The organism is Streptomyces sp. NPDC028305, from assembly GCF_055569495.1.
On record NZ_JBVHTN010000005.1, the window covers coordinates 369,183 to 387,049 of the forward strand.

Consider the following 17,867-nt stretch of genomic DNA (forward strand, 5'->3'; position numbering starts at 1 on the left):
GTTACCGGATTCCTTACGAGGGCGGGCGGGGGGCTACGGGCGGGGTGGCCGGGCTACGGGCGGGGTCGTCGGGACGGGGTGTCAGTGGGTGCTCACCAGCAGGCCCCGGCTCCGCAGCACCCGCCGCTCGATCGGGGCGAAGATCAGCAGCTCGATCGCGATCCCGACGAACAGGATCATGATGATGCCGAGCAGCACCCCCGCCATGTCGGAGTTGTTGCGCTGGTTCTCCAGGTACTGGCCGAGCCCGAGCCCCAGGTCGGGGGACTTGGCGATGATCTCCGCGGCCATCAGCGAGCGCCAGGAGAACGCCCAGCCCTGCTTGAGCCCGGCGACATACCCGGGCAGCGCGGCGGGCAGCAGGATGTGCCGGGCGCTGACCAGGCCCCGGGCGCCGAGCGTGCGTCCGGCGCGCAGGAACAGCGGCGGCACCTGGTCGATGCCGGAGACCAGGCCGTTGGCGATCGAGGGGACCGCGCCGAGCAGGATCACGGCGTACATCATCCGGTCGTTGAGGCCCAGCCAGATCACCGCGGGCGCCACCCAGGCGACCGAGGGCAGCGACTGGAGCCCGGACAGGATCGGGCCGATCCCGGCGCGGATCACCTTCACCCGGGCGACGATCAGCCCCAGCGGGGTGGCGATCGCCAGCGCGATGAGGAAGCCGAACAGGCCGCGCGAGACGCTCGTCCAGACGATGTCGAGCAGCTCGCCGCGGAGCCACAGCTGCTCCAGCGCGTCCCAGACCAGCTTGGGGTCGGGGAGCTTGTAGTCGTCGGTGACCTTCGCCCAGACCAGCGCCTTCCACACGGCCAGGATCAGCGCGATCGCCACAATGGGCGGCAGCACCTTCTGGACCAGCACCTCGGCGGGCGAGGTGCGCCGGATCTGCACCGCGTCCAGCGCGTCGAGCCCGGCCTCCAGGCCCGCCAGGTCCTGGCTGGTCTGCTTTCCCGGCTCCTTCTCAAGCTCCGTCTTCGCCACGGCGGCCGTGGTCTTCGGCGATTCGCCGGTGATCTCAGTGCCGGCCATGACGGCGGATCTCCCCACGCAGTTCTTCGGTGATCTCGATGGACAGGTCCGCGACGGCCGCGTCCTCGATCCGGCGCGGCTGCGGAATGTCCACCGTCCACTCCCGGACGACCCGCCCCGGCCGCGAGGACAGCAGCACCACGCGCTGGGCCAGGCGCACCGCCTCGCGCACGTTGTGCGTGACGAACAGGACCGAGACGCCCGTCTCGCTCCAGATGCGGGTCAGTTCGCCGTGCAGCACATCGCGGGTGATGGCGTCGAGCGCGGCGAACGGCTCGTCCATCAGCAGCACGCTGGAGTCCTGCGCCAGCGCGCGGGCGAGCGCCACGCGCTGCCGCATGCCGCCGGACAGCTCGTGCACCCGCTTGCCGTGCGCGCCGCCCAGCCGCACCAGCTCCAGCAGCTGCTCCGCCTTCGGCCTGCGCTCGGCGCGCGGCACGCCGCCAAGACGCAGCGCCAGCTCGATGTTCTTGCCCGCGGTCAGCCAGGGGAAGAGCGCGTGCTCCTGGAACATCAGGGCCGGCCGGCCGCCCGGGACCTCGATGGACCCGGCGGTCGGCCTGTCCAGGTCGGCGACCAGGTTGAGCAGCGTCGACTTGCCGCAGCCGGAGGCGCCCAGGATGCACACGAACTCGCCCGGCCGCACATCGAGACTGATGTCGTCGAGCACGGGCTGTGCGGCGCCGGGGCGGCCGAACGCCTTGTGGACGTGGTTGATCCGGACAGCTCCGGAGGAATCCGAGGGGCCTGCCGCGGCCGCCGCGGCCGCGCCCGCCCGGTCGGCCTTGTCGGTGGTCAGTGCCGGGGACATCCGGTCACCTCCTGATGGGTGCGTACGTGCGTATGGGCGTGCGTACGGGGTGCCCGCGTACGCGATGCGTGCGTACGCGGGCGGCCGGCGGCTACTGGGTGCCGAGCCCCGCGGCGGAGACCGTCGGCTTGCCCTCCGCCTTGAGGACCTTGTTGAGCAGGGTCAGGTCGTAGATGCCCTTGAGGTCGGGCTTCTCCAGGAGCCCGGCCTTGACCGCGTGTTCCGCCTCGGTGTCCAGGGTCGAGGCCAGCGGGTCGTCGGTGACCTGGATGCTCTTCCACGCCGGGTCGATCACCTCGGCCGGGAGCCCCTTGCCGGTCTCCGCCTCGAGGGCGGCGTTGGCCTCGGACTTCGCCTTGTCGGGGTTGGCCTTGATGTACGCGTTGGTGTTCACCGAGCCGCGCAGCACCGCCTCGACGACGTCCGGGTGCTTCTTCAGGAAGTCCTGCCGGACGATCACGTTGGTGATGACGAACTTCTTGTCCGGCCACAGGGTGGACTCGTCCAGCAGCACCTTCCCGCCCTCGGCGACCAGCTTGGAGGCGGTGGGCTCGGGCACCCAGGCGCCGTCGATCGCGCCGGACTTGTAGGCGTCGGGGGTCACCTTGTTGTCCGTGCGGACCACGGAGACATCGCCCTTGCCGCTCTGGGCGTCGACCTTCCAGCCCTTCTCGGCGATCCAGTTGAGGAACGCCACGTCCTGGGTGTTGCCGAGCTGCGGGGTGGCGATCTTCTTGCCCTTGACGTCGTCCAGCGTCTTGATCTTCTTCGGGTTGACGACGAGCTTGACCCCGCCGGACGCCGAACCCGCGATGATCTTGAGGTTCTTGCCGTGCGACTTCACATAGCCGTTGATGGACGGCGAGGGGCCGATCCAGCCGATGTCGATGGAGTTCGCGTTGAGCGCCTCGATCTCGGACGGGCCCGCGTTGAAGACGAACGGCTGGATCTCGGTGCCGCCCAGCTCCTTCTGGATCAGCCCGCCGTCGCGCAGGCCCACCAGCGCGGTGGCGTGCGTGAGGTTGGCGAAGTAGCCGATCCTCACCTTGTCCAGGCCGTCGATCTTCTTCCCGCCGGCGGCGGGGACGGCCTTGTCTCCCGTGTCGTCCTTCTTTGAGCCGTAGCCGCAGGCGCCCAGCGCGCCGATCAGCAGCGGGAGGGCGGCGGCTGCCGCGAAGAGGCGGGTGCGCCGGCTGAAGGCCGGGCGCGGGTGCGTGGTGCGGTCGACGGGCACGGGAGGAGTTCCTCTCGGAGGGCCGGGGACAGCGTCAGGGGACGCCCGGCAGTTCGGCTGGTCTTCGGTTACGCCGCTTGCGATACGGCGGGGGAACGGGGAACGAGCGGGTCAGCTGGCACATCGGCCGACCCCTCCCTGTCCACTGCCGAGGGCGCCGCTGCCGACGCGGCCGCCCTCCTTCGCGAAGGTGGAGAAGACATCACCGGACATGATCAGAAGTCCCATCCGTCGTCGTCGGACGTGTCGTCGTCGGCCGTGGCCGGGGTGGCGGTCGCGAACGAGTCGCCCACCATGCCCGCCGTCAGCGTGGTGCCGTCGGCCGGGTCGATCAGGATGAACGAGCCGGTGCGGCGCGAGTCGGCGTAGGAGTCCACCGGCAGCGGCTCGGCGGTACGGATCTTCACTCGGCCGATGTCGTTGGCCACGAGCTGCTCCGGGTGCGGGTGCAGGGACAGGTCGTCCAGCGTCAGCCGGGACGGGATGTCCTTGACGACGGCCTTCACGGTGCGCGTGCCGTGCTTGACCAGCACCCGGTGGCCCACCGTCAGCGGCTGGTCCGCGACATGGCAGACCGTCGCCTCGATGTCCTGCGTGGCCGGTGGCGCGTCCTTGCTCGGCACGAGCAGATCGCCGCGCGAGACGTCGATGTCGTCCTCCAGCAGGACGGTCACCGACTGCGTCGTCCAGGCCACGTCGACCGGCTTGCCCAGCAGGTCGATGCCCGAGATCGTGGTCGTACGGCCGGACGGCAGCACCGTGACCCGCTCCCCGACGCGGAACGAACCGGCCGCGATCTGGCCCGCGTACCCCCGGTAGTCCGGGTGCTCGGCGGTCTGCGGACGGATCACATACTGCACGGGCAGCCGCGCGTGGCAGTGCGCCAGGTCGTGGCTGACCGGGACGGTCTCCAGGTGTTCGAGGACGGTCGGGCCGCCGTACCAGTCCATGGTGGCGGACGGCTCCACCACGTTGTCACCGGCCAGCGCCGAGATCGGGATGGCGGTGACCTCGGGGATGCCGAGCTCGGTGGCGTAGGCCGTGAACTCCTCGGCGATGGTGGCGAAGACCGGCTCCCGGTAGCCGACGAGGTCCATCTTGTTGACCGCGAGGACCACGTGCGGGACGCGCAGCAGGGCCGCGATGGCGGCGTGGCGGCGGGTCTGCTCGACGACGCCGTTGCGGGCGTCGACCAGGATCACCGTGAGCTCGGCGGTGGAGGCGCCGGTGACCATGTTGCGGGTGTACTGCACATGGCCGGGGGTGTCGGCGAGGATGAACCGGCGCCGGGGCGTGGCGAAGTAGCGGTACGCCACGTCGATGGTGATGCCCTGCTCGCGCTCGGCGCGCAGGCCGTCGGTGAGCAGCGCCAGGTCCGGGCCCTCCTGGCCCCGGTTCGCCGACGCGCGCTCCACGGCCTCCAGCTGGTCGGCGAGGACCGACTTGGAGTCGTGCAGAAGACGGCCGACGAGGGTGGACTTGCCGTCGTCGACCGAACCGGCGGTGGCGAACCGCAGAAGGGTCGTCTCGGAGAGCTCCGTGGTCGTGGTCATGCTTAGAAGTACCCCTCGCGCTTGCGGTCCTCCATGGCGGCCTCGGACAGCTTGTCGTCGGCGCGGGTGGCGCCGCGCTCGGTGAGCCGGGAGGCGGCGATCTCGGCGATGACGGCGTCGAGCGTGGTGGCGTCCGAGTCGACCGCGCCGGTGCAGGACATGTCGCCGACGGTGCGGTAACGGACCTGCCGCTTCTCGACGGTCTCGCCGTCCTTGGGCCCGCCCCACTCGCCCGCGGTCAGCCACATGCCGCCCCGCGCGAAGACCTCGCGCTCATGGGCGAAGTAGATCTCCGGCAGCTCGATGTTCTCGCGGGCGATGTACTGCCACACGTCCAGCTCGGTCCAGTTGGACAGCGGGAACACGCGGACGTGCTCGCCCGGCGCGTGGCGGCCGTTGTACAGGTTCCACAGCTCGGGGCGCTGGCGGCGCGGGTCCCACTGCGAGAACTCGTCCCGCAGCGAGAACACCCGCTCCTTGGCGCGGGCCTTCTCCTCGTCGCGGCGCCCGCCGCCGAACACCGCGTCGAACCGCTCGGCCTGGATCTTCTCCGTCAGCGGCAGCGTCTGGAGCGGGTTGCGGGTGCCGTCGGGGCGCTCCTTGAGGACCCCGCGGTCGATGTAGTCCTGGACGGAGGCCACATGGAGGCGCAGCCCGTGGGCCGCCACCGCGCGGTCCCGGTACTCCAGGACCTCGGGGAAGTTGTGCCCGGTGTCGACGTGGAGCAGTGAGAAGGGCACCGGTGCCGGGGCGAACGCCTTGAGCGCCAGATGCAGCATGACGATGGAGTCCTTGCCGCCGGAGAACAGGATCACCGGCCGCTCGAACTCGCCCGCCACCTCGCGGAAGATGTGCACCGCCTCGGACTCCAGCGAGTCCAGGTGCGACAGCGTGTAGAGGGCGCCGTCGCCGTCGCCGTCCTCCGAGCCGGGTCCCGTCCCGTTGACCTGAGCCACGGTCGTCATGCCAGTCCCCTCTCACCCAGCAGCGCTCTCAGCGCCGCGGCGGATTCCTGGACGCCCTGCCCGTGCGTCTCGATGCGCAGGTCCGGGACCTCGGGGGCCTCGTACGGGTCGTCGACCCCGGTCAGCCCGGAGATCTCGCCCGCCGCCTGCTTGGCGTACAGCCCCTTGACGTCCCGCTCGGCGCACACGTCCACCGGCGTGGCGACGTGCACCTCCAGATAGGCCGTGCCCTCGCTCTGGTGGCGCTTGCGGACCGTCTCGCGGCTGTCCGCGTACGGGGCGATGACCGGCACCAGGACCTTGACGCCGTTGGAGGCCAGCAGCTCGGCCACGAAGCCGATCCGCTGGACGTTGGTGTCCCGGTCCGCGCGGGAGAAGCCGAGGCCGGAGGAGAGGAACTCGCGGATCTCGTCGCCGTCCAGCACCTCCACCCGGTGCCCCTCGCCGCGCAGCCGCTCGGCCAGCGCGTAGGCGATCGTCGTCTTGCCCGCGCTCGGCAGACCGGTGAGCCATACCGTGGCGCCCTGCTCTGTCACGCTCATCTGGTTCTCCTGGTCAGCCATCAGCCGTGCAGCCCGCACTCGGTCTTGGCGCGGCCCGCCCAGCGGCCGGCGCGCGCGTCCTCGCCCTCCAGTACCCGCCGGGTGCAGGGCGCGCACCCCACGGACGCATAGCCGTCCATCAGCAGGGGGTTGGTGAGCACGCCGTGTTCGTCGACGTACGCGTCCACGTCCGCCTGCGTCCAGCGGGCGATGGGGGAGACCTTGACCTTGCCGCGCCTGGCGTCCCAGCCGACGACCGGGGTGTTGGCGCGGGTCGGGGACTCGTCGCGGCGCAGCCCGGTCGCCCAGGCGGCGTAGCCGCGCAGCCCCTCCTCCAGCGGCTTGACCTTGCGCAGGGCGCAGCACAGGTCCGGGTTCCGGTCGTGCAGCTTCGGGCCGTACTCGGCGTCCTGCTCGGCCACGGTCTGGCGGGGGGTGAGCGTGATGACGTTGACGTCCATCACGGCCGCCACCGCGTCACGGGTGCCGATGGTCTCGGGGAAGTGGTAGCCGGTGTCGAGGAAGACGACATCGACGCCGGGCAGGACGCGGGAGGCCAGATGGGCCACCACCGCGTCCTCCATCGAGGAGGTGACACAGAAGCGCGGCCCGAAGGTGTCGGCCGCCCAGCGCAGGATCTCCAGCGCCGGGGCGTCCTCCAGCTCGCGCCCCGCGCGCTCGGCGAGCCGCTCCAGGTGCGCGGGGTCGCCGGACTCGTCGAGGTCCACGTGCTCGGTCATATCGCCGTGCCCCCTTCGCCGTGTTCGCGCCGCAGGCCCTTGGCCAGCAGCCCGAGGAACGACAGCCGGAACGCGCGGTTGCAGGACGCGCATTCCCACGCCCCGTGGCCTTCCTCGGAGGGGCGCAGGTCCTCGTCCCCGCAGTACGGGCAGTAAAAAGGCGCCGCACGCTCGCTCATGAGAGGGCCTCCTCACTGGCCCGCGACGCCCACGTCGCGAACCGCTCGCCCTCTTCCCGCTCTTCCTCGAAGCGGCGCAGCACGCGCTCGATGTAGTCGGGGAGTTCGGCGGAGGTGACCTTGAGGCCGCGCACCTTGCGGCCGAAGCCGGGCTCCAGGCCGAGCGCGCCGCCCAGGTGGACCTGGTAGCCCTCGACCTGCTCGCCGTTGTCGTCCATGACCAGCTGGCCCTTGAGGCCGATGTCGGCGACCTGGATGCGCGCGCACGCGTTCGGGCAGCCGTTGAGGTTGATGGTGATGGGCTCGTCGAACTCGGGCAGCCGGCGCTCCAGCTCGTCGATCAGCGAGGAGCCGCGCGCCTTGGTCTCGACGATCGCGAGCTTGCAGAACTCGATGCCGGTGCAGGCCATGGTGCCGCGCCGGAACGTCGACGGGGTGACCTGGAGGTCCAGCGCCTCCAGACCCGCGACGAGCGAGTCGACCCGGTCCTGCTCGACATCGAGCACGATCATCTTCTGCTCGACGGTGGTCCTGACGCGGCCGGAGCCATGTGCCTCGGCCAGCTCGGCGATCTTGGTGAGGGTGGCCCCGTCCACGCGGCCGACGCGCGGCGCGAAGCCGACGTAGTAGCGGCCGTCCTGCTGGCGGTGCACGCCGATGTGGTCGCGCCACCGCTGCACCGGCTGCGCGGGCGCGGGGCCGTCGGCCAGCTTGCGCTTCAGGTACTCGTCCTCCAGCACCTGGCGGAACTTCTCCGCGCCCCAGTCGGCGACCAGGAACTTCAGCCGGGCGCGGGTGCGCAGCCGCCGGTAGCCGTAGTCGCGAAAGATGCCGATGACCCCCGCCCAGACCTCCGGGACCTCCTCCAGCGGGACCCAGGCGCCGAGCCGGACGCCGATCTTCGGGTTGGTGGAAAGACCGCCGCCGACCCACAGGTCGAAGCCGGGGCCGTGCTCGGGGTGGCGCACGCCGACGAACGCGATGTCGTTGATCTCGTGGACGACATCGAGCACCGGCGAGCCGGAGATGGCCGTCTTGAACTTGCGCGGAAGGTTGGAGAACTCCTTGGTGCCGATGAAGCGGCGGTGGATCTCGTCGATGGCCGGGGTGCCGTCGATGATCTCGTCCTCGGCGATCCCGGCGACCGGTGAGCCGACGATGACGCGCGGAGTGTCGCCGCAGGCCTCGGTGGTCGACAGGCCGACGGCCTCCAGCCGACGCCAGATCTCGGGCACGTCCTCGATCCGGATCCAGTGGTACTGGACGTTCTGCCGGTCCGTGATGTCCGCCGTGCCGCGGGCGAACTCCTGCGAGACCTCGCCGACGACCCGCAGCTGCTCGGTGGTCAGCCGCCCGCCGTCGATACGGACGCGCAGCATGAAGTGCTCGTCGTCCAGCTCCTCCGGCTCCAGGATGGCGGTCTTGCCGCCGTCGATGCCGGGCTTGCGCTGGGTGTAGAGGCCCCACCAGCGCATACGTCCGCGCAGGTCGGCGCCGTCGATGGCGTCGAAGCCGCGGTGGGCGTAGATCGTCTCAATGCGTGTCCGCACATTGAGACCGTCGTCGTCCTTCTTGAACTGCTCGTTGGCGTTGAGCGGGGTGAAGTGACCCGCGGCCCACTGGCCCTCGCCGCGGTGGCGTCCGGCCTTGCGGCGGGGCGTGGCTGCGCTGGGGCGGTCCGGGGTGGCGGCCATGGCGGTGTGTGTCCTTCTGAGCGGCTCTGGTGCGGCGGGCGGTACTCGTCAGCGCACCCTCGGTGACCTGCGCTTTTGTGCAGGCGGGCACGGCGTTGCGGCAGAGGGCGCGGGGCGCGGGGTGCAGAGGTTAAGGAGGCGGGGAGAGTGCGAGACGTGCGCGCTCGCCCACGACGTCGGGGGCGGCGGGGAAAGCTGCGCTGCTGGCGGTGGCGTCCAGGACGGAGGCCCGACTACGGGTACAGCCTCAGCCCGCTGGACAGATCGCGCTGGACATGCGGCCGAGATCGACGTGTCGCCGACTCACCAAGGCAATTCCAGCTCGAGACATGAGGGAAGCGTGGCATGGGGGTCTCAGGGCAGTCCACCATCATCCAATATTTGGACGACTCTGTCCCGCATCGTGAGACGATGTGTCCTTGGTCACGTGTGCCGCCCCTCGCCGGGGGGAAAGACCGGCCTACTCGGCCCCGGCGTCGGCCCTGGTGTCGCCCCCGGCGTCGGCCTCTGTGTCGACCTTGGTGTCGAAGACCCGGAATCCGCGCCGCCGGTAGTTGTCCAGCGCATGCGGCCCGTCCTTGCTACAGGTGTGCACCCACACCCGCTTGGTCGGCGGCCGCCCGGCCCAGCGCTCGGACAGGTCCCAGGCCCGGCCGGTGCCCCAGGACAGCAGGTGCCCGCCGATGCGCCGGCCCCGGAAGGCGGGCAGCAGCCCGAAGTACGCGATCTCGACCACGCCCTCGTCCTGCCCTTCCAGCTCGATGTATCCGGCCGGGGTGCCGCGCTCGTACGCGACCCAGGTCTCCACCCCGGGCCGCTCCAGGAACTCCCGCCACCGGTCGGGCGTCCAGCCCAGCCGGTCCGTCCAGGCCACGTCCGCGCCCACCGACGTGTAGAGGAAGCGGTTGAACTCCGGGCTGGGGATCTCGGCCCGTACGATCCACACCCCCGCGGAGGCGGGCGGCTCCTGCGCCGGGGCGAGGTCCGCGGGCGAGGTCTGCTCCAGGGACCAGGTGGTGACCGTGATGCTCATGGAGCACAGCCAATCACGACCGCCGCCGGGTGCCCGGGGCGGGCGCGCGCTGCCCGGCGGGCGGCGCGTTGCAACGCCGCGCAACCTTTGCCTATGGCTGTACCCCGCACGGACAGTGGGCGCGGCGGAGGGCGGTACCGAGTCGGCGCGGCATCCCCTCCGCCGGCCCGGCCCAGGCCCCGGCCACGCACCGTCCGGCCTGGTCACCGGCTGGTCACGGAGGGAAACACCGGGCGCCGCCGGGCACCCCGGGGCGGATACCGTGAGAAGGTGCAGCCAGGGAAAGAACCGTCGAAGCCGTCCGGTCGGCTCTACAAGGCGCGCGCCTTGTACCGAAACGTGTCCAAGCGCAGGATGGTCTGGCTGCTGCTGAAGGACACCGTCAACTCCTGCATGGAGTACCGGGTCACCGGCCTGGCCGCCGAGGCCGCCTTCTTCACCCTCCTGTCTCTGCCGCCGCTGCTGCTCGGCCTGATCGGGCTGCTCGGCTACTTCGACGCGTGGACCAACACCGACACCGTGGCCACCATCCGGCAGAACATCCTCAACGCCTCGGGGACCGTGCTCTCCGACAAGGGGGTCCGGGAGATCGCCCGGCCGCTGCTGGACGACGTCATCAGGGGCGGCCGCCCCGACGTCATCTCGCTCGGCTTCGCCATCGCCCTGTGGTCCGGCTCCCGCGCGGTCAACGTCTTCGTCGACACCATCACCATCATGTACGGGCTCGAAGGCCGCCGCGGGATCGTCAGGACCCGGCTGCTGTCCTTTCTCCTCTATCTGGTCGCGCTGGTCATCGGGGCGGTGGCGCTGCCCCTGATGGTGATCGGCCCGGAGACCGTGGTGGACCTGGTGCCCTCGAGCGGGGACCTCGTACGGATCCTCTACTGGCCCGTGGTCATCCTGCTGTCCGTCGCCTTCCTCACCACCCTCTACCACGTCTCCGTGCCGGTGCGCTCGCCCTGGCGGGAGGACATCCCCGGCGCGCTCGTCGCCCTGGCGATATGGGTGCTCGGCAGCTTCCTGCTCCGTATCTACCTGCTCCACACCGTGGAGGGGCCGACGATCTACGGCTCGCTGGCCGCGCCCGTCGCCGTGCTGCTGTGGATCGGTGTGTCCGCCTTCGCGGTGCTCGTGGGCGCCGCCGTCAACGCCGCGATCGACCGCGTCTGGCCGTCGGTGGCCACCGCCGCCGGGCGCGCCGAGGCGGCCGCCCGGGTCCGGGAGGAGGCGACCCGGCGGCGGGCCTGGGAGCAGCGCACCGCGGACGACGGGGCGGCGGAGATCACCCCGCCCTCGGAGTTCCCCGAGCGCTGGGCGCAGTTCCTGCCGCACGCCGACGTACGCTCCCGGCTGCACGGCAAGCGCGCCGCCCGGCAGGAGCAGCAATCGCCGGAGCAGCGCGCGCCGGAGCAGCGCGCGCCCGAGCCGAGGGCGTCGGAGCCGAGGGCGTCGGAGAACGGCGCGTCGGAGAACGGCGCGTCGGCGAATGGTGCGTCGGCGAAGCCCGCAGCCGAGAACGGCGCGCCCAAGGACGCCCCGGGCGCCCAGGGCTCGCCGGCCGCCCCGGGCGCACCGCGCGCCCCGCGCGACGGCCGGACCGACGCCGCCGGGAAGCCGGTGCGCAGCGCCACCGGCGGATCAGAACCAGACGCGGGAGGCCAGTAGCCCCGTCCCGGCCTCGGCCGCCCCCCGCCACACCCGCAGCGGCCCGTCGAGGAGCGCCTCGGCTTCCTTCTCGCCCGGCCAGTCGTCGATCCGGGCCAGCGCCCGCTCGCGCTCCGCCCCGGACACCGCGAGCGCGGCCTCGGCCGCGGGGAGCCGACGGCGCACCTCGTCGGCGGTGAAGACGGCGTCACCGGCCCAGCCGGGCAGCTTCCCGGCGCGCTCGGGCCCCAGGCCGTGGAAGAGGGCGGCCACCGGGTTGTCCTTGCGCACGGACTCGACGAAGGGCTCGACCGCGTCGGTGTCGATCCGGTCCCACCACTCCATGATGTGGAGCTTCCCCGAGCCGTCCATCGCGTCGAAGGCCGAGTCGTCGACCAGGTTGTACAGGTGCAGCGCGTCCTCGGTGTTGTAGGCGCCGTCCTCGCGCCACACCGGCACCGCGCCACCGCCGCGCTCCGCGTCCCGCTCCCAGCGCGCCCAGGTCCCCACCGCCGCCGCCCGGGCCGCGGTGGCCTCGATGGCGGGCACCGCCAGCGGGGCCAGCTCCGCGACGTCCGCCTCACCCAGCGCCCCCACGAGCCAGCAGCCGGACATCCCCATGGCGAACCCCACCTCCACACCGAAGATCGTGATTCCGTTCGAACGGAGGTTCAGGGTGGCATGCCCCACCGACGGCACGGTTGGGCCCATCAGGTGACAGGCGCGGGTCAGGTGGCGCACGTACCGCCGGGGTGCTCGACCTGCCCCCGCTCAGATGACACCGTCTCGTGACATGGATCACAGCGCTCGAACGCGGAACCTGCGCCCGAGGCTGGTGCTCGCCAGCGCCACCATGCTCTTCGTCGAGCTGGCGCTGATCAGGTGGACCGGGGCCAACGTCGTCCACCTGAGCTACTTCTCGAACTTCATCCTGCTGGGCTCGTTCCTCGGGATCGGCCTGGGGTTCCTGATCCCGGCCGGGCGCGGGCAGTGGCTCACCCGCTGGGCGCCCGTGCCGCTCGCCGTCCTCGTCGTCCTGGTGCGGGCGTTCCCCGTGCAAGTGCGGCAGACCAGCGGCGAGGTCATCTACTTCACGGCCGTGAAGACCACCGGGCTGCCCCAGTGGGTGACCCTCCCTGTCCTGTTCGGCCTTGCCGCGCTCACCATGACGGCGCTCGGCAAGATGACGGCGGACCTGTTCCGGCAGCTGCCGTCGCTGGACGCCTACCGCTACGACCTGCTGGGCTCGCTGGGCGGCTCGCTCTCCTTCGCGGCGCTGTCCTGGCTGCGCGCCCCGTCGGTGGCGTGGGGGGCGCTCGCCGCGGTGGCGCTGCTGGTGCTGGGCGGGCGGCGCAACACCGTCCGATACGCGGCGCCGCTGGCCTTGGTGGTGGCGGCGCTGACGCTGGAGTCGCTGGCGACCGGCATCTCCTGGTCCCCGTACTACAAGATCGAGGTCACCCGGCCGACCACCGGCAGCCGCGACTACAAGATCTCCGCCAACGGGGTGCCGCACCAGAGCATCGCGCCGCTGAAGGTGCTGCGGCGCTCCGACTCCCCGTACGAGCGGCCCTACCAGGAGACCCCGGCCAATCCGCACCGCCGCGTCCTGGTCATCGGCGCCGGCAACGGCAATGACGTGGCCGTGGCGCTCGCTCACGGCGCCCGGCGGGTGGACGCGGTCGAGATCGACCCCAGGCTCAAGCAGATCGGCGCCGATCTGCACCCGGACCGGCCGTACGACGACCCCCGGGTGCATGTCCACATCGACGACGGGCGGGCCTTCCTGGAGCGCACCGACGCCCGCTACGACCTGGTCGTCCTCGCGCTGCCGGACTCCCTGACCCTGGTGTCCGGCGCCAGCAACCTCCGCCTGGAGAGCTATCTGTTCACCCGGCAGGCGTTCGAGGCGGCCCACCGCCATCTGGCCCCCGGCGGCGCGTTCGCGATGTACAACTACTACCGGCAGAACTGGCTGATCGACCGCTACGGCTCCACGATCACCGACGTCTTCGGGCACGCGCCCTGCATCACCCACTACGGCGGCAAGAAGGCCGCGATCCTCGTCGCCGGCGCCACCCCGGGCGACCAGCGGTGCCGCACCGCCTGGCGGCCCTCGGGCCCGGTGCCCGCGGCCGCCACCGACGACCACCCCTTCCCGTACCTGCTGCACCGCACCATCCCCAACCTCTACCTCGGGGTGCTCGGCGCGATCCTGCTGGTGACCCTGGTGTCGGTGCGGCTGACCGGGGTCCGCGTCGGACGCACCGTCAAGTACGCCGACATGTTCCTGCTCGGTGCCGCGTTCATGCTGCTCGAGACCAAGAACGTGATCGGGTTCGCGCTCTACTTCGGCACCACCTGGCTGGTCAACGCGGTCGTCTTCGCCGGTGTCATGCTGGCCGTGCTGTGCGGCGTCGAGGTCCGCCGCCGGATGCGCCGCGTCAACCAGACCGCCCTCCAGCTCGCGCTGTTCGCCACGCTGGCCGTGTCCTGGCTGGTCCCGACCCATCTGGTGCTCGGGCTGCCCTTCGCCGCGCGCCTGGTCGCGGCGATCGCGCTGGCCTTCGCCCCGATCTTCTGCGCCAACATCATCTTCTCCGACCGGCTGGCGGCGGCCTCCGACCCCACGTCCGCCTTCGGGGCCAACCTCCTGGGCGCCCTCGTCGGCGGCACGCTCGAATACCTCGCCCTGATCACCGGCTATCAGGCGCTGCTGCTCCTGGTCGCCGTGCTGTACGCGGGCGCGTGTGTCGCGATGCGCTTCACCGGCCGCGGCCAGAGCCAGGCGCAGCCGGTGGAGCGGCTCACGGCGGAACCCACCGCCCACCCCTGACCACTGCCGCACACCCCGTCAGGCCCCCGGTCCCGCCGGGGGCCTGACGGATTTCCGTGTTCCAGGTATCGCTTTCGGAGGCGACATCGAGAGTCCCCAGGCGCCGGGAGACCGGCAGCGGCAGCAGCGGTAGTGGCAGCAGCGGCGGCTGACTGCGGCGGTTCGGCGTCGTGCTGGCGGCCGCCCTGCTCCCGGTGGTGTCCACGGCCGTCCCCGGCCGCGCGGCGGCCGCCGAACCGCGCGGTGGCCACGCGCCCCTCGCCCCCGCCGACCTGACCGTCGGCGACCGCGCCCGGCCGCACACGCCTCGCAGATCGCCAACGCCTACGCCGTCGCCTTCGGCATCGCCCCCGACGCGGCCGTGGACACCATCGCCGACCATCTCGCCTCGCTGAAGCTCCAGATGGGCCCGATGACCGCCAACTGGCTGCTCACCGCCCTGCACCGGGCCGGCCGTGACGACCAGGTGCTGGCCCGGCTCACCGACCGCACCTCGCTCGGCTGGGCCAACATCCTCGCCCGGGGCGGAACCTTCACCTGGGAGTCCTGGGAGGCGCCGGACGACGGCCAGAACCTCTCCCACGGCTGGGGCGCCACCGCACTGGTGGATCTCCAGCAGGACATGCTCGGCCTGAACATCACCGCCCCGGGCGCCGCCACCCTGCGGATCAGGCCACCGCGCGACACCGGTCTGACCCACGCCGAGGGCACGGTGTGGACCCAGGCGGGCACCGTCGGGGTCCGCTGGAGCACCACCGCGCACGGCACCGCGGTGAAGGTCGACATCCCCGTCAACGTCACCGCCGAGGTGCAGGCCCCGCTGGCCGGTGGCCGGACGCCCGAGGCCCGTGGCGCCGGGCCTGACGGCGCGTCAACGCCGCGCTTCCGGGGCGTCCGTAACGGCTACGCCGTCTACACGGTGGGCTCCGGACACTCCACCTTCACCCCGGCCGCCTGACGCGATCCCGGCCGCGACGTGGCGATCTTCCCGATACCGTGTGGCACAGACGCGAGTTGGGGGTGGGTGGGCTGTGGAGCCGTTCACGATGGCGGCGGTGGCTTCGGCGGTCGGCACGGTGACCTCCGGTGCCCTGTCGGGAGCGGGCGGGGAGATGGGGCGGCGAAGCTCGGAGGCGCTGGCCGGGCTCGTACGGCGGATGCGGCGTCAGAACCCCGCCCCCGCCCCCGGCGCCGACAGCGAGCCGCTGCTGCCCGCCACCGAGGAGGAGCGGCGCGAGCTCGCCCGGCAGCTGTGGGAGGGCGCGCGCACCTCGCCCGGCCTGGCCCGTGAGGTCACGGCCTGGCTGCGGGAGGCCGGGTGGCTGGGGTCCGGCGCCGTCCCGGCCGTGGCCCCCGGGGCGTCCCGTCCGCGGATGCTGCCTCCCGCGAACGCCGCCTTCACCGACCGCGAGTCGCTGCCGGAGCAGATCGCCCAGGTGCTGGACGGCGTGGACCGGCCCGCCGGCGTGCCCGCGGTCGTCGTGCTGGTCGGGCCCGGCGGCATCGGGAAGACCGCCGCGGCCGTGCACTGCGCGCATCTGCTCAAGGACCGCTTCCCCGACGGGCAGCTCTACATCGACCTGGAGGGGCAGTCCGCGACGACGGCGCTGACCCCCTCCGAGGCGCTGGTCCGGTTCCTGGACCGGCTCGGGGTGCCGTCCGGCCGGATGCCCGCCGACGAGCAGCGGCTGAGCGAGCTCTACCGTGACTGCGCGGCCGAGCGGCGCATGGTCGTCGTGCTCGACAACGCCCACTCGGAGCGCCAGGTCGCGCCGCTGCTGACCGCCGCCTCCGAATCCCTGGTCATCATCACCAGCCGCTATCGCCTGGACCGGCTCGCCGCCGACCCCGGCGCCCGGGTGATCAGGCTCGATCCGCTCTCCACCGCCGACTCCGTCCAGCTGCTGACCCGCATCGTGGGCCACGACGCGATGGCCGGGCGCGGACCCGGCGCGGCTGCGGTCGCGGAGCGGTGCGGCGGGATTCCGCTCGCGCTGTGCGAGACGGGCGCCCGCGTCGCCGTACGGGAACATCTCACCTGGCACACCGTCGGACGCCAGCTGGCCGAGCGGGCACACCGCCGGGAACGGGAGGCCCTGCCCATGGACGACCGCTCCTCCCGGGACGCGGTGGACCTCACCACCGATGTCACCTACGGGGAACTGAGCCCGCGGGCGGCCCTGCTGTACCGGATGCTGGGCGTGTGGCCGTGGCACAGCGTCACCGTGGGGGCCGCGCGCAGGGCCGTGGACGCGACGGACGACGACGAGGCGCGGGTCCTCCTCGGCGAGCTGGCCGGCGTCCATCTGCTCGAGGAAGTGGGCGAGGAGCGCTACCGCTTCCACGACCTCGTACGCCAACACGCCGAGCGGCGCGGCGAGACGGAGGACCGACACGCCGACCGGGTGGCCGCCGTGCGCCGCGTCGTCGTCTGGCACCTCGGGTGCGCCGCCGCCGCCGACCTCCGCGTCATCCCCGGGCGCTGGCGGCTGGGCCCCGCCTACGCGCGGCTGGAGCCGCCGGCGGGCCGCGGCCCCGAGGACGGCCGCCTCGCCCTCGCCGAGCTGCGCGCCGAGCGCGAGAACCTCGCCGCGGCAGTGCGCGCCGCGGAACACCACGGCTTCGACGACCTGGCCTGGCAGCTGTGCGAGGCGATGTGGGGCCTGCATCTGCGGCTCGGCTACCACGAGCAGTGGGTCGACACCCATCTGAGGGGCGTGGCCGCCGCCCGCCGCAGCGCCGCCGAGTTCGGCGACCCGCGGGCCGAGGGCCGGATGCTCGTCCAACTCGCCTTCGCCCACATGGGCCTCGGCCGCCTGGCCGAGGCCGAGCAGGCCCTGCTGGAGGCCGCCGCCGCGGACGGGCGGGCCCGGCACCACCGCGGCCAGGCCACCGCCGCCGAGGCCCTCGGCCTGCTGCGCCTCAAGCAGTGGCGATACCCCGACGCGCGGCGGAGCCTCGAAGAGGCCCGGCAGGCGCTCGGGCGGATCCGCCCCGGGGACGACGGCGCGCCGGACGTGCCCCGCGCCCTGGCGCTGCTGGCCCACCACACCGGGCGCGCCCTGCGCGGCCAGGGGCGCCACGTTGAGGCCGTGCGCCGACTCCACCAGGCCCTGGCCGACTTCCGGGCCCTGCCCGAGCCGGACCTGTACAACGAGGGCCGCGTGTACATGAGCCTGGGCGAGACGCACCTGGACGCCGGGGGCGCGGACAACGCCGAGTCGGCCCGTGTCTGCCTCGACGCGGCCGTCGCCACGATGGGGCGCGAGGGCGCGGAGTTGCAACACGCCGACGCCGCGGAGATGCGTGCTCGCTGCGCGCGGCGGCTCGGCGACTTGGCCGGGGAGGCCGACGATCTGCGCATGGCGCTGGGGCTGTACGAGACGGCGGGCGACGCGCTCTCGATCGCCCGCGTACGCGCGCGCCTGGCGGACCTGGCGGACGCCTGACCTCCCGCCGCGCGCCCCGTCCCGTGTGCGGCTCCGCCGCGCCGGGGGCTTCGCCCCCCTGGGGTCCGCTACGCGGCGGAATTGTCCCCTACCCGCCCCTTCCCGAAACTGGGGCTCCGCCCCAGACCCCGGGGGCTGGGGCGGAGCTCCGCCAA

The 17,867-nt window shown here is 72.5% G+C and carries 16 protein-coding genes; 4 read left to right on the plus strand and 12 right to left on the minus strand.

What is annotated here, in order from left to right:
- Positions 1-81: 81 nt before the first annotated feature.
- The 11 genes from ACZ4WQ_RS22590 to ACZ4WQ_RS22640 all read right to left on the minus strand — a co-directional run bounded on the left by ACZ4WQ_RS22590 (position 82) and on the right by ACZ4WQ_RS22640 (position 9,783).
- Entirely contained in the window at positions 82-1,032 is a 951-nt protein-coding gene (locus ACZ4WQ_RS22590) for an ABC transporter permease (protein ID WP_311723549.1), read from the minus strand.
- Entirely contained in the window at positions 1,019-1,843 is an 825-nt protein-coding gene (locus ACZ4WQ_RS22595; RefSeq protein ID WP_311723548.1) for an ABC transporter ATP-binding protein, read from the minus strand. Before ACZ4WQ_RS22595 ends, ACZ4WQ_RS22590 begins: the two co-directional genes overlap by 14 nt.
- A 91-nt stretch (positions 1,844-1,934) precedes the next feature.
- Complete coding sequence (locus tag ACZ4WQ_RS22600) at positions 1,935-3,077, minus strand: ABC transporter substrate-binding protein (protein WP_311723547.1); 1,143 nt, start codon at positions 3,075-3,077, stop codon at positions 1,935-1,937.
- 215 nt (positions 3,078-3,292) lie between these two features.
- Entirely contained in the window at positions 3,293-4,630 is a 1,338-nt protein-coding gene (locus tag ACZ4WQ_RS22605) for a sulfate adenylyltransferase subunit 1 (RefSeq protein ID WP_468022353.1), read from the minus strand.
- A gap of 2 nt (positions 4,631-4,632) precedes the next feature.
- Positions 4,633-5,595, minus strand: a complete 963-nt coding sequence (gene cysD, locus ACZ4WQ_RS22610; RefSeq protein WP_385347516.1) for a sulfate adenylyltransferase subunit CysD — start codon at positions 5,593-5,595, stop codon at positions 4,633-4,635.
- A complete protein-coding gene (gene cysC / locus ACZ4WQ_RS22615; RefSeq protein ID WP_398373778.1) occupies positions 5,592-6,158 on the minus strand; it encodes an adenylyl-sulfate kinase in 567 nt (188 codons plus the stop codon). The genes cysD and cysC overlap by 4 nt, the downstream gene beginning before the upstream one ends.
- Entirely contained in the window at positions 6,158-6,877 is a 720-nt protein-coding gene (locus ACZ4WQ_RS22620) for a phosphoadenylyl-sulfate reductase (RefSeq protein ID WP_311723543.1), read from the minus strand. Before ACZ4WQ_RS22620 ends, cysC begins: the two co-directional genes overlap by 1 nt.
- Complete coding sequence (locus ACZ4WQ_RS22625) at positions 6,874-7,056, minus strand: hypothetical protein (RefSeq protein WP_311723542.1); 183 nt, start codon at positions 7,054-7,056, stop codon at positions 6,874-6,876. The genes ACZ4WQ_RS22620 and ACZ4WQ_RS22625 overlap by 4 nt, the downstream gene beginning before the upstream one ends.
- Positions 7,053-8,750, minus strand: coding sequence for a nitrite/sulfite reductase (locus ACZ4WQ_RS22630; RefSeq protein ID WP_398373779.1), 1,698 nt, complete (start codon positions 8,748-8,750; stop codon positions 7,053-7,055). Before ACZ4WQ_RS22630 ends, ACZ4WQ_RS22625 begins: the two co-directional genes overlap by 4 nt.
- Positions 8,751-8,997: 247 nt before the next feature.
- Complete coding sequence (locus ACZ4WQ_RS22635) at positions 8,998-9,081, minus strand: putative leader peptide (protein ID WP_309471194.1); 84 nt, start codon at positions 9,079-9,081, stop codon at positions 8,998-9,000.
- A gap of 129 nt (positions 9,082-9,210) precedes the next feature.
- Positions 9,211-9,783, minus strand: a complete 573-nt coding sequence (locus tag ACZ4WQ_RS22640; protein WP_385347506.1) for a GNAT family N-acetyltransferase — start codon at positions 9,781-9,783, stop codon at positions 9,211-9,213.
- A 354-nt stretch (positions 9,784-10,137) separates the two neighbouring features.
- On the opposite strand from ACZ4WQ_RS22640, the gene ACZ4WQ_RS22645 reads away from it, so the two are divergent.
- Positions 10,138-11,448, plus strand: a complete 1,311-nt coding sequence (locus ACZ4WQ_RS22645; protein WP_398374006.1) for a YhjD/YihY/BrkB family envelope integrity protein — start codon at positions 10,138-10,140, stop codon at positions 11,446-11,448.
- On the opposite strand, the gene ACZ4WQ_RS22650 is transcribed toward ACZ4WQ_RS22645, so the two are convergent.
- Positions 11,422-12,117, minus strand: a complete 696-nt coding sequence (locus ACZ4WQ_RS22650; RefSeq protein ID WP_398373781.1) for a hypothetical protein — start codon at positions 12,115-12,117, stop codon at positions 11,422-11,424. The genes ACZ4WQ_RS22645 and ACZ4WQ_RS22650 overlap by 27 nt on opposite strands.
- Positions 12,118-12,220: 103 nt before the next feature.
- On the opposite strand from ACZ4WQ_RS22650, the gene ACZ4WQ_RS22655 reads away from it, so the two are divergent.
- The 3 genes from ACZ4WQ_RS22655 (at position 12,221) to ACZ4WQ_RS22665 (ending at position 17,712) form a co-directional block, all read left to right on the plus strand.
- Entirely contained in the window at positions 12,221-14,263 is a 2,043-nt protein-coding gene (locus tag ACZ4WQ_RS22655; RefSeq protein ID WP_311723539.1) for a spermidine synthase, read from the plus strand.
- 148 nt (positions 14,264-14,411) lie between these two features.
- Positions 14,412-15,221: an alpha-L-rhamnosidase C-terminal domain-containing protein gene (locus ACZ4WQ_RS22660; protein WP_468022420.1), complete on the plus strand. Its 810-nt coding sequence runs from the start codon at positions 14,412-14,414 to the stop codon at positions 15,219-15,221.
- Between the two features lie 88 nt (positions 15,222-15,309).
- Positions 15,310-17,712 (plus strand): ATP-binding protein, encoded by a 2,403-nt coding sequence (locus ACZ4WQ_RS22665; protein ID WP_468022354.1) that lies wholly within the window; start codon positions 15,310-15,312, stop codon positions 17,710-17,712.
- The last annotated feature ends 155 nt before the right edge of the window (positions 17,713-17,867 follow it).